Annotated in this window: 14 protein-coding genes and 1 pseudogene; 6 read left to right on the plus strand and 9 right to left on the minus strand. The window is 61.7% G+C overall.

The window, feature by feature from the left end; translation table 11 throughout:
* Positions 1–149: 149 nt before the first annotated feature.
* Both MHZ97_RS07990 and MHZ97_RS07995 read left to right on the plus strand, forming a co-directional pair.
* On the plus strand, positions 150–626 hold the full coding sequence (locus MHZ97_RS07990) for a cold-shock protein (RefSeq protein ID WP_103794729.1): 477 nt from the start codon (positions 150–152) through the stop codon (positions 624–626).
* 51 nt (positions 627–677) lie between these two features.
* Positions 678–923: a DUF2543 family protein gene (locus MHZ97_RS07995; RefSeq protein WP_103794728.1), complete on the plus strand. Its 246-nt coding sequence runs from the start codon at positions 678–680 to the stop codon at positions 921–923.
* A 42-nt stretch (positions 924–965) separates the two neighbouring features.
* Here the strand turns inward: MHZ97_RS07995 and MHZ97_RS08000 are convergent, their stop codons facing one another.
* The 3 genes from MHZ97_RS08000 to trmB form a co-directional block, all read right to left on the minus strand.
* Entirely contained in the window at positions 966–1,679 is a 714-nt protein-coding gene (locus MHZ97_RS08000; RefSeq protein ID WP_103794727.1) for a DUF2884 domain-containing protein, read from the minus strand.
* A gap of 168 nt (positions 1,680–1,847) precedes the next feature.
* Entirely contained in the window at positions 1,848–2,174 is a 327-nt protein-coding gene (locus tag MHZ97_RS08005; RefSeq protein WP_103794726.1) for a YggL family protein, read from the minus strand.
* Positions 2,174–2,893 (minus strand): tRNA (guanosine(46)-N7)-methyltransferase TrmB, encoded by a 720-nt coding sequence (gene trmB, locus MHZ97_RS08010; RefSeq protein ID WP_103794725.1) that lies wholly within the window; start codon positions 2,891–2,893, stop codon positions 2,174–2,176. The genes MHZ97_RS08005 and trmB overlap by 1 nt, the downstream gene beginning before the upstream one ends.
* A 154-nt stretch (positions 2,894–3,047) precedes the next feature.
* On the opposite strand from trmB, the gene mutY reads away from it, so the two are divergent.
* Genes mutY through mltC form a run of 3 tightly spaced genes read left to right on the plus strand, consistent with a single transcriptional unit; the run spans position 3,048 to position 5,542 of the window.
* Positions 3,048–4,133, plus strand: a complete 1,086-nt coding sequence (gene mutY / locus MHZ97_RS08015; RefSeq protein ID WP_103794724.1) for an A/G-specific adenine glycosylase — start codon at positions 3,048–3,050, stop codon at positions 4,131–4,133.
* Positions 4,133–4,405, plus strand: coding sequence for an oxidative damage protection protein (locus MHZ97_RS08020; protein ID WP_033792153.1), 273 nt, complete (start codon positions 4,133–4,135; stop codon positions 4,403–4,405). The genes mutY and MHZ97_RS08020 overlap by 1 nt, the downstream gene beginning before the upstream one ends.
* A gap of 57 nt (positions 4,406–4,462) precedes the next feature.
* Positions 4,463–5,542: a membrane-bound lytic murein transglycosylase MltC gene (gene mltC, locus MHZ97_RS08025; RefSeq protein WP_103794723.1), complete on the plus strand. Its 1,080-nt coding sequence runs from the start codon at positions 4,463–4,465 to the stop codon at positions 5,540–5,542.
* 1,067 nt (positions 5,543–6,609) lie between these two features.
* Here mltC and MHZ97_RS08030 read toward each other — a convergent pair.
* Positions 6,610–8,772, minus strand: a complete 2,163-nt coding sequence (locus MHZ97_RS08030) for an ornithine decarboxylase (RefSeq protein ID WP_239314272.1) — start codon at positions 8,770–8,772, stop codon at positions 6,610–6,612.
* Between the two features lie 555 nt (positions 8,773–9,327).
* Between MHZ97_RS08030 and MHZ97_RS08035 the strand changes: the two genes are divergently transcribed.
* Positions 9,328–10,311 carry an MDR family oxidoreductase gene (locus MHZ97_RS08035; RefSeq protein WP_103794721.1) on the plus strand — a complete coding sequence of 328 codons (984 nt, stop codon included), beginning with the start codon at positions 9,328–9,330 and terminating at the stop codon, positions 10,309–10,311.
* Here the strand turns inward: MHZ97_RS08035 and MHZ97_RS08040 are convergent.
* The 5 genes and pseudogenes from MHZ97_RS08040 to MHZ97_RS08060 all read right to left on the minus strand — a co-directional run bounded on the left by MHZ97_RS08040 (position 10,308) and on the right by MHZ97_RS08060 (position 14,534).
* Positions 10,308–10,817 (minus strand): CinA family protein, encoded by a 510-nt coding sequence (locus MHZ97_RS08040; protein WP_239314273.1) that lies wholly within the window; start codon positions 10,815–10,817, stop codon positions 10,308–10,310. The genes MHZ97_RS08035 and MHZ97_RS08040 overlap by 4 nt on opposite strands.
* Before the next feature lie 96 nt (positions 10,818–10,913).
* Positions 10,914–11,688 (minus strand): annotated as a pseudogene (locus tag MHZ97_RS08045) (heme ABC transporter ATP-binding protein).
* Positions 11,688–12,686: an iron ABC transporter permease gene (locus MHZ97_RS08050; protein WP_239314274.1), complete on the minus strand. Its 999-nt coding sequence runs from the start codon at positions 12,684–12,686 to the stop codon at positions 11,688–11,690. The pseudogene MHZ97_RS08045 and the gene MHZ97_RS08050 overlap by 1 nt, the downstream one beginning before the upstream one ends.
* Positions 12,679–13,506: a hemin ABC transporter substrate-binding protein gene (locus MHZ97_RS08055; RefSeq protein WP_239314275.1), complete on the minus strand. Its 828-nt coding sequence runs from the start codon at positions 13,504–13,506 to the stop codon at positions 12,679–12,681. The genes MHZ97_RS08050 and MHZ97_RS08055 overlap by 8 nt, the downstream gene beginning before the upstream one ends.
* Complete coding sequence (locus MHZ97_RS08060) at positions 13,503–14,534, minus strand: hemin-degrading factor (protein ID WP_239314276.1); 1,032 nt, start codon at positions 14,532–14,534, stop codon at positions 13,503–13,505. Before MHZ97_RS08060 ends, MHZ97_RS08055 begins: the two co-directional genes overlap by 4 nt.
* Positions 14,535–14,540 lie beyond the last annotated feature (6 nt).

The raw sequence follows: 14,540 nt of genomic DNA on the forward strand, positions 1-14,540 counted from the left end.
TGTTTCCCCGGCGCTGTCCGCTCTCCCCTCGCAGCCGCGAAATTTATCATCCACACTTACCCCAAAGCCGTAGTCGGCACAGCCATTGTGCTTTACACTGCGCGCTGCAAAAATTGAGTAGATTAACGATTAAACAGGCGGTAACGGCGATGAACGGAACGATCACAACCTGGTTTCAGGACAAGGGTTTTGGATTTATCAAAGATGAAAACGGCGACAACCGCTATTTTCATGTGATCAAGGTCGCCAACCCTGAGCTGATCAAAAAGAATGCGGCGGTAACCTTCGAACCCACTACCAACAGCAAGGGGCTGTCAGCCTATGCGGTGAAAGTGGTCCCGGAGAGCAAATATATCTTTATCGCTGGCGAGCGCATCAAGCTTACCGCGATCAAATCTTTTGTGGTCTTCAGCGAAGAGGTGCCGGCAGATACCCGTATCGATAAAGAGAACACCGTGCTCTCTGTCGGCTCGCTGCTGAATAACATCAGGCCAAAAAGCGAGATCAAGCCTGGCGAAATGCGCGTGGTGAAAAAGCTGGCGATCACCACTTTCCAGGGCACCACGCTGATCTTCTCGGAAGATGAGATCGACATAGATGCCACGGCGAAAATGCTTAACGTCTGAAACAGCGCAGCGTGCCCTTCACCTACACAGGCATTATCCTGGAGACGCTTTATGAACAGTGAAATACCGATCAAATATTATGACGTTGCGGATGAGTATGCGACGGAGAGTGACAAGCCGGTTGGCGAATCGGAACGCGATTCGCTGGCGCACTATTTCCAGCTGCTGATTACGCGCCTGATGAATAATGAGGAAATCAGCGAAGAGGCGCAGCAAGAGATGGCTGTCGAAGCGGGCATCGACGCCCAGCGTATTGACGAGATCGCTGAGTTTCTTAATCAGTGGGGCAACGAGTAACCCCGCAAGGCGCGCCTGAAACCCACAAGCGCGCCGCTGCCTTTACGACTTCACGCTGCCGACCAGCTTCTTGCGCCGATCTTCCAGGCTAATAACGCGATTACAGACTTCCTGACCGAAGTTTTTGAAGTCCTGCTCCTGATTGCTCCACTCCGCCTGAATCGACTGCTGCAGACCGCCCAGATTGCCCATAATCGCCTGCAGCGGGTTGCTGCCGCTCGCCTGCTTGCTGCCCATCTCGTTCAGACTGTCCTGCAGCACGCCGCCCATGGTGCTCTGCACCAGACGTTCGCCGTCGGCGCGCACCTGGTCGATCGCCTGATGATGAAAGGTCAGGCCGTCGTCGCGGTGTTCGATAATGCGGTTCATCTGCTGCTTCAGCTGACCGTTAAGGGTGGTCAGGCGGTTGCGCACGTTGCTGTCGGCGCCAAGCTTCTCGACGATAACCTTATCCAGCGCCACGCGGCCCTTCTCCAGGCGCGACGAGGCTCCGCTATCGATCCACGGCAGATCGCGGCGCAGCGCATTCTGGTAGTCGATAGCCTGCTGACGCTGCGCGTTATTCACCGCCACTTTCTGGCCGTTGAGCTGCACATCGCCCTGCGGGGAGATCTCCAGGTTGCCGTTCGCGCCGACCACCTGCACGCTTTGCGGCTTGATGATCACGTCATCCTGCGGTTTGACGCTGCACTCCCAGGCAGCCTGCGCCTGCGTCGCTGCCAGCAGCAGCGCGGCGATAAGCGTTTTACGAACCATAATCTCTCCCTAACAATTGAACCAGCCGCGGTAATGACAGGTCGGCCGTCGGCGGCGCAGCGCGACTGGCGACGGCCAGCGCACAGCCTCCGCAGCGTACTGAAGTACGTGAGGAAGGCGAGCACTGCCCGGCGTCAGGAGCGCCAGCCAGCCAGGCCGATACGGAACTTAGTCCCACCAGACGTCGAAAAGTTCGGTAACCTGAACATCACTCAGCTGACGATCTTCCAGCCACTTGCGCACCAGCTCGCGGTGCTCGTCGGTGCATTTGCCGGTCTTCTGCAGGCAAACCAGTCCTTCCCACACCAGATAGCCGCTGCCGTCATAGGCCAGCCCGTTGGGCGCAATGACTTCGTTGATAAAATCGTCGACGGTTTTATCAATCTCCTGCTCCGAGGTGTTGTCGGCGAAGCGCCAGGCGACCGAGAAGCCCAGCTCCTGAAACTCGTCGATATGCAGTTTTTTACGTAAACGACGGCTGCGATGTGTGGCCATTATTTAATCCTCTCAAACATTAAGTCCCAAACGCCGTGGCCCAGTCGCTGCCCGCGCTGCTCGAATTTGGTCAGTGGACGCGTCTCCGGACGCGGCACATAGTCCTGGGTTTCCGACTGATTCTTGTAGCCGTCGATGCTGTTCATTACTTCCAGCATATGTTCAGCGTAGGCTTCCCAGTCGGTCGCCATATGGAAAACGCCGCCCAGCTTCAGCTTGCGCATCACCAGCTCGGCGAAAGGCGTCTGCACGATGCGGCGCTTGTTGTGACGCGCTTTATGCCAGGGATCGGGAAAGAAAAGCTGCACCATACGCAGCGAATTATCGGGGATCATCTTCTCCAGCACTTCCACCGCGTCGTGACACATCACGCGCAGGTTCTCAACGTTCGCCTCTTTTGCGGACGCGAGACAGGCGCCCACGCCCGGCGCGTGTACTTCGATGCCGAGGAAGTTCTGCTGCGGATTGTTCTGCGCCATCGTCACCAGCGAAGCGCCCATGCCGAAGCCGATCTCCAGCACCACCGGCGCGTCGCGGCCAAACAGGCCCGTCAGATCCAGCGGCTCGGGTTGAAACTCAACGCCCATCTCCGGCCAGTATTGGTCGAGCGCCAGCTGCTGTCCTTTTGTCAGACGCCCCTGGCGGCGCACAAAACTGCGAATACGGCGCAGTGGCCGCCCGTTCTCATCAAATTCCGGAGTGATGACGTCATTAATCATGTTGTAGCCTGCTGAGTAGCCTGTTTGGGAAAGGCGCATTATGCAAAGTTAATTAGCAGAAGCAAGCCCTTGCGATCTTCAGGTTTACACCGGGGCCGCGCCTGTGCTGGAATGCCTGCCTGAGTGTAGAGTAATCACGGAAAATTTCCTTCTTATGATGCAAGCGCCGCAGTTCGCGCAACAGGTGCTGGACTGGTATCAGCGCTTTGGCCGCAAGACCCTGCCGTGGCAGCAGGAGAAAACGCCTTATAAAGTATGGCTCTCAGAAGTCATGCTGCAGCAGACCCAGGTCGCCACCGTTATTCCCTATTTCGAACGCTTTATGGCGCGCTTTCCTGCCGTTGCCGATCTGGCCGCCGCGCCGATCGACGAGGTGCTGCACCTCTGGACCGGGCTGGGCTACTACGCCCGCGCGCGCAACCTGCATAAGGCGGCAAAGCAGATCGTCGACCAGCATCAGGGCGAGTTCCCGCGCAGCTTCGATGAGGTTGCGGCGCTGCCTGGCGTTGGCCGCTCCACCGCAGGCGCGGTGCTGTCGCTGTCGCTCGGCCAGCACTTCCCGATCCTCGATGGCAACGTAAAGCGCGTGCTGGCGCGCTGCTATGCGGTGGGCGGCTGGCCGGGCAAAAAAGAGGTAGAGAAGCGGCTGTGGCAGATTAGCGAAGAGGTTACGCCAGCCGAGGGCGTCAGCCAGTTTAACCAGGCGATGATGGATCTTGGCGCGCTGGTCTGTACCCGCTCAAAGCCCAAATGCGATATCTGTCCGCTTAACAGCGGCTGCGTCGCTTACGCCAACAACAGCCAGGCGAGCTATCCCGGCAAAAAGCCGAAGCAGATCCTGCCGGAGCGCAGCGGCTGGTTTTTGCTGCTGCAGGATGGCGACGAGGTCTGGCTGGAGCAGCGTCCGCCGGTGGGATTATGGGGCGGTCTGTTCTGCTTTCCGCAGTTCCCCACCGAGGATGCGCTGCACGACTGGCTGCGGGCGCGCGGTATCGATGCAAAGCCACAGCAGCTAACCGCGTTTCGTCATACCTTCAGCCATTTCCATCTGGATATCGTGCCAATGTGGCTATCGTGGTCATCTGTCGGGGCGGCGATGGATGAACCAGGCGGTCTCTGGTATAACTTAGCCCAGCCGCCGTCAGTGGGGCTGGCGGCGCCGGTTGAGCGGCTTCTGAACGAGCTGCGTCACCCGCAACAGCTGGCCCTGCACCGGCATGAGATTGAAGAGGAAAAGTAATGAGCCGCACAATTTTTTGCACCTTCCTGCAACGCGATGCTGAAGGCCAGGATTTCCAGCTTTACCCGGGCGAACTGGGCAAACGCATTTACAATGAAATCTCCAAAGAGGCCTGGCAGAAGTGGATGGCCAAACAGACCATGTTGATCAACGAGAAGAAGCTCAACATGATGAACCCGGAAGACCGCAAGGTGCTGGAGAAGGAGATGGTGAATTTCCTGTTTGAAGGCAAAGAGGTCCATATCGAAGGCTATACGCCGCCAGAAGCATAAATTTTAGGGCCTCAGCGTTGAGGCCCCTCTCTTTTCCGGGTCAGGCACGTATTTACAATGAATAAGAAATTGCTCGCACTGCTGGTGATCGCCCCCCTTCTGGTCTCCTGTTCAGGAAAGAAGTCTTCGCAATATCACGAAGAGTGGGTAAAGGACACCAACGGCTTCGATATTTTGATGGGCCAGTTTGCGCATAACATCGAGAATATTTGGGGTATCAACGAAGTCCTGATCGCCGGGCCGAAAGATTACGTCAAATACAGCGACAACTATTACACCCGCAGCCATATCAACTTCGAAAGCGGTAACATCACGATTGAAACCATTTCCGGTACCGATCCGATGGCCAGCCTGCGCCAGGCGATCGTGACCACGCTGCTGATCGGCGACGATCCGGGCAATGTCGATCTCTATTCCGACGCTAACGATATCGTGATCAGCAAAGAGCCGCTGCTCTACGGCCAGGTGCTGGACAACACCGGCCAGCCGATTCGCTGGCAGGGCCGCGCGGGCAACTTTGCCGATTATCTGCTGCAAAACAAGCTGCAGCGCCGCGTTTCCGGCCTGCATGTTATCTACTCGGTTACCATCCCGATGGTGCCAAACCACCTCGACAAGCGTGCGCACAAATATCTGCCGATGGTGCGTAAGGCTGCCGAGCAGTACGGCGTCGACGCCTCGCTGATTCTGGCGATTATGCAGACCGAGTCGAGCTTTAACCCCTATGCGGTCAGCCATTCCGACGCGCTGGGGCTGATGCAGGTGGTGCAGCATACCGCAGGCGTGGATGTGTTCCGCATGAAGGGCAAGTGGGGCAAGCCGAGCCGCAGCTATCTGCTCGATCCCGAGAATAATATCGACGCGGGCACCGCCTATCTTTCGCTGCTGCAAAACAACTATCTGGGCGGGATCCAGGATCCGCTGTCGCGTCGCTATGCGGTGATCACCGCCTACAACGGCGGCGCGGGCAGCGTGCTGCGCGTTTTCTCCAGCGATAAGGATCGCGCCTTTAACGCTATTAATAATATGTCGCCGGGGCAGGTTTATAACACGCTGACGACGCAGCATCCGTCTGCGGAGTCGCGGCGCTATTTGTATAAGGTGAGCACGGCGCAGCGTAGCTATCGGCGTTATTGATGGGGAGTGGGTGCTGAGCGGGTTTCGCTCGATGGGGGGGTGACTGCGCGGCAGGTAGCTTATGTTCGCTGCGCGAACGGGCGCTGAGCGGGTTCCCGCCCGATTGCAGTTTCTCTTTTGGGCAGGCGACTCAGGTTCGCTGCGCGAACAGGCTCTGAGCGGGTTCCCGCCGATTGCAGTTTCTCTTTCGGGCAGGCGACTCAGGTTCGCTGCGCGAGCGGGCGCTGAGCGGGTTCCGCCCGCCAGGCGGCAGGGAGTTTCAGCAGCTCCGCTGCCAGCGTGCGTGTTAAGGGGCTCGCCAGCCCCTTAACAATCCCGGCTTCCGGCAGCCTCCACGCCGCGCTCCGCGCGGTTCCTTCGTTGCTTACGTCGGCCCACGGACCGGTCGGGACAGGCCGTCCTGGCCTGGCCCTCCCTCTCGCCGACGTCCTGTCGGCTCGTCCTGGCCGCCGTGCGCGCCTCAGCGTGTCGGATGCCTCTGATACTGCCCCGCCTGTAATTTCCCTGTTTTTTATTAACGGCTGCGTTGTCTGTATGCAGGGTTCGCATTTACAGCGACAAGGTTCCGATTTTTAGTAACGACGGCGTCGTCTGTATGCAAGGTTCACGCTTGCAGCCATAAGGTCGCGGTTTTATTAACGACGCTGTCGTCTGAATACATGATTCACGCCTGCAGCGATAATGTTGCGCCTTAAAGAGTCAGGACGTGCAGCGGGGGGGGGTGGGGGCCATCGCAGCCGCTGAGCGGAGGAAGGATTTCAGGACGAGCGGCAGGGATGCCGCGAAGAGGCTGGCATGAGCCAGGGATGGCGAATCCAGCCGGTCCGTCAGAAATCCTGACAGAGCGAAGGGACCCGCGCAGCGGGCGGGTGAGCTGGCCCGGGGCGCGGGTGCAGGGCCGGCGCCTACCGGCCCTGCTCGGTCGCCCGCAGAGGGCGAAATGAAACTGCCCGGCTGCCGGGCGAACGAAACCTGCTCAGGCCCACCTGGACAGCAAACGAATCCCGCTCAGGCCCGCCTGCGCAGCAGGCAACGCCACCCGTCCGTCAGGCAACACCACCCGCCCGTCAGGCCTGCCCCCCCTCCACCATCATATTCGCCACCAGCCGCAGGCGCCCCTGCCCGTCATCCTCGGTATAAACCCCCTGCAGCTCCGGCGAGAAGCCCGGCAGCTGGTTGATCCCCTCCTCCAGCGCCAGGAAATAGCGCTGCACCGCGCCGCCCCACACCTCGCCTGGCACCACGCAGAGCACGCCTGGCGGATAAGGTAGCGCCCCTTCGGCGGCAATGCGTCCTTCGGCTTGCGCAATCGGCACCAGCTCGACGTCGCCGCGAATATAGGCCTGATGGGCGTCCTGTGGATTCACCTTCACCGCCGGGAAGCTCTGCTGGCGGAACATCGCCTTTTGCAAATCCTTCACGTCGAAGCTGACGTAGAGATCGTGCATCTCCTGGCAGAGCTGGCGCAGGGTATAGCCCCTGTAGCGCGCCTGATTCTTGCGATAAATGGTCGGCAGCACCTCCGCCAGCGGCGCATCTTCTCTGACGTGCTGTTCGAACTGCGCCAGCATCGCCACCAGATGGGCCATCTTCTCCGGGCTCTCCGCCGGCGTCAGCAGAAACAGAATAGAGTTAAGGTCGCACTTCTCCGGCACGATACCGTTTTCGCGCAGATAGTTCGCCAGGATCGTCGCGGGAATACCGAAGTCGGCGTACTCCCCGCTCGCCGCGTCAATTCCCGGCGTAGTCAGCAGCAGCTTACAGGGGTCGACCAGATACTGATCCCGGGCATAGCCGCCAAAGCCGTGCCACCGCGCCTCGGGCTCAAAGCTAAAGTAGCGGCTGTCGCGGGCGATGGTCTCCGTCGGCGCATCCTGCCAGCGCGCGCCGTTAACCTGCTCCGGCACAAACGGCAGGATCATCTCGCAGCGCTCGAGGATCGCCTTGCGCGTCTCGATGCCGAGCGTCACGCACGACTGCCACAGCTGACGGCCCGCCTCGCCCTGATGCATTTTGGCGTTGACGTCCAGCGCGGCGAACAGCGGATAAAAAGGACTGGTTGAGGCGTGCAGCATAAAGGCGTTATTCAGCCGCTTGTGCGGGCAAAAGCGCTTCTGCCCGCGGATATGGTTATCTTTTTTATGGATCTGCGAGGTCTGTGAAAAGCCCGCCAGCTGCTTATGCACCGACTGGGTAACGAAAATGCCGGGATCGTTCTCGGTAAGCTCTAGCGTCAGCGGCGAGGTGCCCGCCATCACCGGAATAAACTGCTCATAGCCGAGCCACGCGGAGTCGAACAGAATGTAGTCGCAGAGATGCCCGATGCGATCCACCACCTGCCGCGCGTTATAGACCGTGCCGTCGTAGGTGCCGAGCTGAATTATCGCCAGCCGGAAGGGACGCGTCTCCCCGGCGCGCTGCGGCGCCACCTCCTTGATCCGCTCGCGCAGCCAGGCCTCGTCGAAGCAGTGCGCGTCGATACCGCCGATAAACCCGAACGGATTACGCGCCGCCTCAAGATAGACCGGCGTCGCGCCTGCCTGAATCAGCGCGCCGTGATGGTTCGATTTATGGTTATTACGGTCGAACAGCACCAGATCGCCGCGCGTCAGCAGCGCGTTGGTCACCACTTTATTGGCGCTGGAGGTGCCGTTCAGCACAAAGTAGGTTTTATCCGCGTTGAACACCTTTGCCGCGAACTTCTGCGCATCTTTCGCCGAGCCTTCATGGATCAGCAGATCCCCTAGCTTGACGTCGGCATTGCACATATCGGAACGAAAAACGTTCTCGCCGTAGAAATCGAAAAACTGCCTTCCCGCCGGATGCTTACGGAAAAACGCCCCGCCCTGATGCCCAGGACAGGCGAAGGTGCTGTTCTGCATATCGACATAGCGCATCAGGGTGTCGAAAAACGGCGGCAGCAGGTTCGCCTCATACTCCGCTGCAGCCGCTTCCAGCGCCGCCCACTCCTGAGCGGAGCCGTTCAGCTCGCCGGTCACGCCTGGCAGATGCAGCACATCCTCTTCCCAGGCGTTGGCGACAAATACCGGCAGGTTAAAGCCGGTATGGCGCAGCAGCGCCAGCACGCCGCTGCGGGTATCGGCCAGCGAGACGACCACCGCCGCCACGTCGGTAAAGTCGGTGTTGTCCAGCGTCACTACGTCACGCCCGGTATTCAGAGTAAGGCTGGGAGCCACAGCGGCGCTGGCGGCAATTTTCAGTGGTGTCATAACACAAATCCCCAACGGTGAAGGATGAGTGGGTGCCAGAGGCACGGCAATAGGGAAGATTCCCCGGCGAATAACGTCAGGCGGAAGCGGAGAGAGAGCGAAAAGCAAAGCCGCACCCGATAGACATCAGTAAAGCCAGATCGCGTCTGTCTTTACGCATGCCCAACAGCGAACGTTTAGCTGGCCTCACCGCATGAGGCGCGGGAAGGATTGACAGCAGCGAGCAGAGGAGAGCGCCTTGCGCGCAGGGCAAAGCGAGCGGAGGCAAGTGCTGTTGCGCATTGTTCCGGCCAAATCGGCATCCTCAACGGTAGGCGAAAAGAGGCGCAATCATGTCATTTTTTTCGCGGGGGAACAACCCGCCCGATGAAACAGGCCTGCAACATAAAAAACAGCAACTCAATGATAAATAAGCCTTTAAAAAAATACCGCGTTATATAATCGCTTAATTATCTTAACTTTTTGAAATATTATGCAGCGGCCTGCCCCCTCTCTACCCCTCGCCGTCGAGGAGGAGTAGACTGACCGGCACATTTCCTGATTGCCGGAGGCTGCATGTTTACAGCATTAGTCATTGAAAATGATGAGCAAGGCTACCGCTCCAACCTGAAAACCCTCAACGAATCCCAGCTGCCCGACCATGATGTGACCGTCGACGTCGCTTACTCCACGCTGAACTACAAAGACGCGCTCGCCATCTGCAATAAAGGCCCCATCGTGCGCCAGTTCCCGATGGTGCCGGGCATCGATTTCGTCGGCCGCGTCACCGCCAGCCGCCATCCAGAATGGCAGCTGGACGACGTGGCGCTGCTGACCGGCTGGGGCGTCGGCGAGAAACAGTGGGGTGGCCTGGCGCAGAAGGCGAGCGTACCAGGCGACTGGCTGGTAGAGGTGCCCGCCGCCCTGAGCCCGCTACAGACCATGGCGATCGGCACCGCGGGCTTTACCGCAATGCTGTGCGTGATGGCGCTGGAGAAACAGGGCGTAACGCCGGATCGCGGTCCGGTGCTGGTCACCGGCGCCAGCGGTGGCGTCGGCAGCTTCAGCGTCAGCCTGCTGGCCCGCCTGGGCTATGAGGTGATCGCCGCCAGCGGACGCGCCAGCGACGAAGGCTATTTGATCGACACCCTCGGCGCGCGTTCGGTTATCGACCGCAGCGAGCTGTCGCAGCCCGGCAAGCCGCTGGCGAAAGAGCGCTGGGCGGCGGCGATCGACAGCGTCGGCAGCCACACGCTGAGCAACGTGCTGGCCGCAACCCAGCGCGACGGCGTGGTCGCCGCCTGCGGCATGGCGCAGGGGCTGGATCTGCCCGCCAGCGTGGCGCCCTTTATCCTACGCGGCGTGACCCTGGCCGGCGTCGACAGCGTGATGTGCCCGAAACCGCTGCGCCAGCAGGCGTGGCAGCGCCTCGGCGAACTGCTGAACGGCGATATTCTGACGCAGCTTACGACGCTGATCCCGCTCAGCGAAGCGAAACAGGGCGCGCAGGATCTGCTGGACGGCAAGGTGCGCGGCCGCCTGATCGTCGACTGCCGCTAAGGATTTTGATGCAGGGCGACGTCGCGCAGCAGCACCGCAAGACGCTCCAGCGCAAACTGCGCGCCCTGCTCCATGACCGATTTCGGCTCGCCCTCGAAGCGTCGCATCTCCGCCACAACGCTGCCGTCGGGCAAGCCCCAGCCAAACCAGATGGTGCCCGCGGGCGTGCCGTCTTCGCCGCCGTCCGGGCCGGCATAGCCGGTAATCGCCAGGCTGACCGGTTCGCCGGAGCGCTCGCGGGCGCCAGTTGCCATCTCGCGCGCGGTCTCTTCGCTCACTGCGGTATGCGCTTCAAGGGTTTCCGGCCGCACGCCCAGCAGCTGGCTTTTCGCCGTATCGCTGTAGGTCACGAAGCCGCTGGTATAGAAGTTGCCGCTGTTTTCCACTTTTGCCAGCGTCATGCTGATCAAGCCAGCGGTGCAGGACTCGGCGGTCGCTAACCGCCACTCAGAGGAGAGAAGACGCTCGCCAAGCTGTTCGGCGGCCTGATCTAGTGCATCGTTCATAGGTTGCTTCCCTGTTCAGTGATTCAGAGTAGCAAGTATGGTCGAAAATCCGCAGGCCGCTAAGCGCTAACGCTATGAATAGTAAGCCAAACGGCGCTAAAGGCGCAGCTGAATCGTCGGCCTGCCGCTCTCCTGATGCGAGGAAACGCGCAGGTCTGCCCGATACCAGCGGGTCAGCGTCTCCTCGGTCATCACCGCCTGCGGCGAACCCTGCGCCACCAGTTTGCCCTGATGCAGCAGCAGAATGCGATCCGCCCAGAGCGCGGCCAGGTTGAGATCGTGCAGCACGGCGCACACGCCGAAATCGCCCTGGCGCGATAGCCGGTGCAGCAGCCGCAGCGTGCTCTGCTGCCAGTAGAGATCGAGCGCCGAGGTCGGCTCGTCGAGAAACAGCCAGCCGCGCGGTGCGCCGTCGCACCAGAGCTGCGCCAGCACGCGCGCCAGCTGTACGCGCTGCTGTTCGCCGCCGGAAAGCTGCCGATAGTCGCGCCCGGCCAGCTCACCGCAGCCGGTCAGCGCCATCACCTCCTCAACGATGGCCGCCGTACCGGCGGCTGGCCAGGGCGCGCGCCCCATCGCCACCACGGCGGCGGCGGGCAGTGCAAAGGCGAGCGGATTCTGCTGCCGCATCACCGCACGCCGCTGCGCCAGCCGCGCGCGGCCACTCCGCTAAGGAGCGGCCGCCCAGCCGGCATTCGCCTCTGTCGGGGGGCAAAAAGCCGGTCAGCATACGCAGCAGCGTTGACTTGCCTGCGCCGTTTGGGCCAATCAGCGCCACCAGCTCGCCCGAGGCCAGCGACAGATCCAGCGCGTCGATCACTATTCGTCCGCCCGGCGCATAGCGCAGGCGGCGCGCCTCTAACCGCTCCATTATTCCACTCCTTGCTGCTGGCGCAGGATCAGCCAGAGAAACCAGGGGCCGCCCAGCAGGCTGGTCAGCAGCCCCACCGGCATCTCGGCGGGCACCACGACGGTGCGCGCCAGCGTATCCGCCAGCAGCAGCAGGATGGCACCCGCCAGCGCCGAACCCGGCAGCATCCAGCGGTGATCGCTGCCGAGACAGAAACGCATTACATGCGGCACCACTAAGCCCACGAAACCGATAATGCCGCTGACCGAAACCGCCGCGCCCACCAGCAGCGCGCTCAGCGTCAGCAGCTGCCGCTGGGTGCGCCTGACGTCAAGCCCCATATAGTGCGCATCCTCTTCGCCCAGCTGCAGCAAATTCAGATGGCGCGCGCGCCGCTGCGTCAGCAGCAAGGCGGGCAGGATAAAGGCGGCGCACACCGCCAGCATCGGCCACTGCGCCTGGCTCAGGCTGCCCATACCCCACAGCGAGAGCTGGCGCAGCTGGCGATCGTCGCTCAGCCAGGAAAGCACGCCCACCGCCGCGCCGCACAGCGCGTTGATGGCGATACCCACCAGCAGCAGGCGCGCCAGACTGCCCTGCGCCCGCTGGCTGAGGCTGAAGATCAGCAGCATCACCGCCAGGCTGCCGAGAAAGGCCGCCAGGGTTGGCAGCCAGAGCGACAGCAGCGGCGGCAGCGTCAGCGGCAGAAGAATGGCGATCGCCACGGCCAGCCCCGCGCCGCTGCTGATGCCGAGCAGGCCGGGATCGGCGAGCGGGTTGCGAAACAGCCCCTGCATCACCGCGCCAGAGAGCGCCAGCGCCATGCCGATAAGCACCGCCAGCAGCACGCGCGGCAGGCGGATATGCAGCCAGATCTGCCAGGCCATATCGCTGAGCGGCGTTTGCCACAGCGTGCGCGGCGACAGCGACATGGCGCCGAAACTCGCCGCCAGCGCCATCGCCGCCAGCATGCTCGCCAGCATCAGCGCCAGCCAGCGCAGCGCAGCGCCACTACTCATGCCGCGCCGCTTCCGCCGCTTTGCGTAGCTTAACGATGGCGCCTGGCGTATCCAGGCCAAAACCGAGCAGCGCCATCTCATCGATCACCAGCAGGTTTTTATGCTGACCCGCCGGGGTCAGCGCCAGGCCGGGCAGCTGCCACACCTTATCTTCGTCGCCCAGCGTTTTCAGGCCATCGTTGCCGATCACCACCAGATCGGGCGCGGCGGCGATAATGCCCTCCTGCGACAGCGGCTGATAGTGCGGAACCGCCGCCATAGCGTTAACCAGGCCCGCGCTGCGGATGGCACCGTCGGCGGCGGTATCGCTGCCCGCCGCCAGCGACTTCATGCCGCTGTGCGTCATAATAAACAGCACCTTCACCGGCAGCGGCCGCTTCGGCAGCGCCGCCAGCGTCCGGTTAACCTGCTGCGCCAGCGCCTGCGCCTCTTCATCGCGGTGCAGCGCCTTGCCGATGGCGGCGATCTTTTTAGGGATCGCCTCAAGGCTGTTCTCGCCGGTGATCGCCACCACCTTAACGCCAGCCTGGGCAACCTGCTGCAGCGCCAGCGACGGTTTTGCCAGCTCGCTGCTCAGCACCAGCGTCGGCTTCAGCGCCAGGATGCCTTCGGCGTTGAGCTGACGCATATAGCCGATATCCGGCAGACGCTTCGCCAGCGCCGGATGCTGGCTGGTGCTGTCGCGCGCCACCAGTGCCTGCTGCGCCCCCAGCGCGTAGACAATCTGCGTGACGTCGCCGCCGATGGTGATGACGCGATCCGCCGCCAGCGACGGCAGCGCCAGCAGCAGCAGCATTAATCCGGGGATCAGCCGTTTCATACCTCTTCTCCCGCCGCGCTCAGCGAAGTCACCTGCTCGCGCCAGCGCGCCTGCTCCGGCGTGCCTTCGCTGCGCTGGCCGTAGAGCTGGGCGATCTGCGTGCCGTCGGCCGCAAACAGCTCCAGGCTGGTGACAAAGCCGTCGCCGCTCGGTTTGCGCGTCACCCAGCTCTCATGGATCTGGTCTGCCATCAGGTGCAGGGTGAAGTGCGGGTTAAACAGGTTGAGCCAGTTATCCATCGGCACCACTTTTTCCACCGCCCCGGTAAAGATCTGGGTGCAGCCGCGATTGCCGACGAAGATCATAATTTCATTGCCCTCCTGCTGCGCCAGCGTCAGCAGCCGCGCCAGCGCGTCGTTATCCACGCGCCACGCCAGATCGCGGCCTGCCGCGCGAAACGCCTGCGGGCGCGAGACGTTGTGGCGCTTCAGCAGCGCGAAAAACTGATGCACGTCGGTCATGGCGCGCCACTCGCGGTCGAGGACGACGGCGTCGATATGCCGGGCGAAGCTCGCCGCCTCTACCGGCTCGACGCGCAGCGCGGCGGGCGCATCCTCAGCGAAGCGCGCAATCAGCGCCTGCCAGGCTGGCATATCGGTATGGTCGGTGGCATAGATTTTCAGCACCGCGTCGCCGTGACGATCGAAAATCTGAATGCTCTGCCGCTCGCCGCCCCCGCTCTGCTCGCGCAGAAAGAAAGCGCTGCGCCACTGGCTAAGGAAGAAGCGCAGGTCGAGGGCGCGCGGGTTCAGCACCAGCCCGGCGTGCTCGCCCAGCTTCAGGTTCTGATAGCGGCCCAGATGCTCATGCACCGCATATGCATTGCGGGTGATGTTTTTCGTTTCGCCGACCGCCTCCAGCGCCAGCAGTAGCGCGCGGAACTGCGGTTTCAGCGGCTGCGCCTCATGGCCGACGCGCGCCTCGCACAGCGCGGCTTCGCTGATGCCCATTAACGCCGCCAGCTCGCGGGCGTATTTTTTCGGATGTTCGCTTTTCAGCGTCTGGTAGTGCTGCCACAGTAAATTCATAGCGCC

The organism is Pantoea sp. ACRSC (assembly GCF_022346785.1).
In the GTDB taxonomy this organism is placed as follows: Bacteria; Pseudomonadota; Gammaproteobacteria; order Enterobacterales; family Enterobacteriaceae; genus Pantoea; species Pantoea alvi.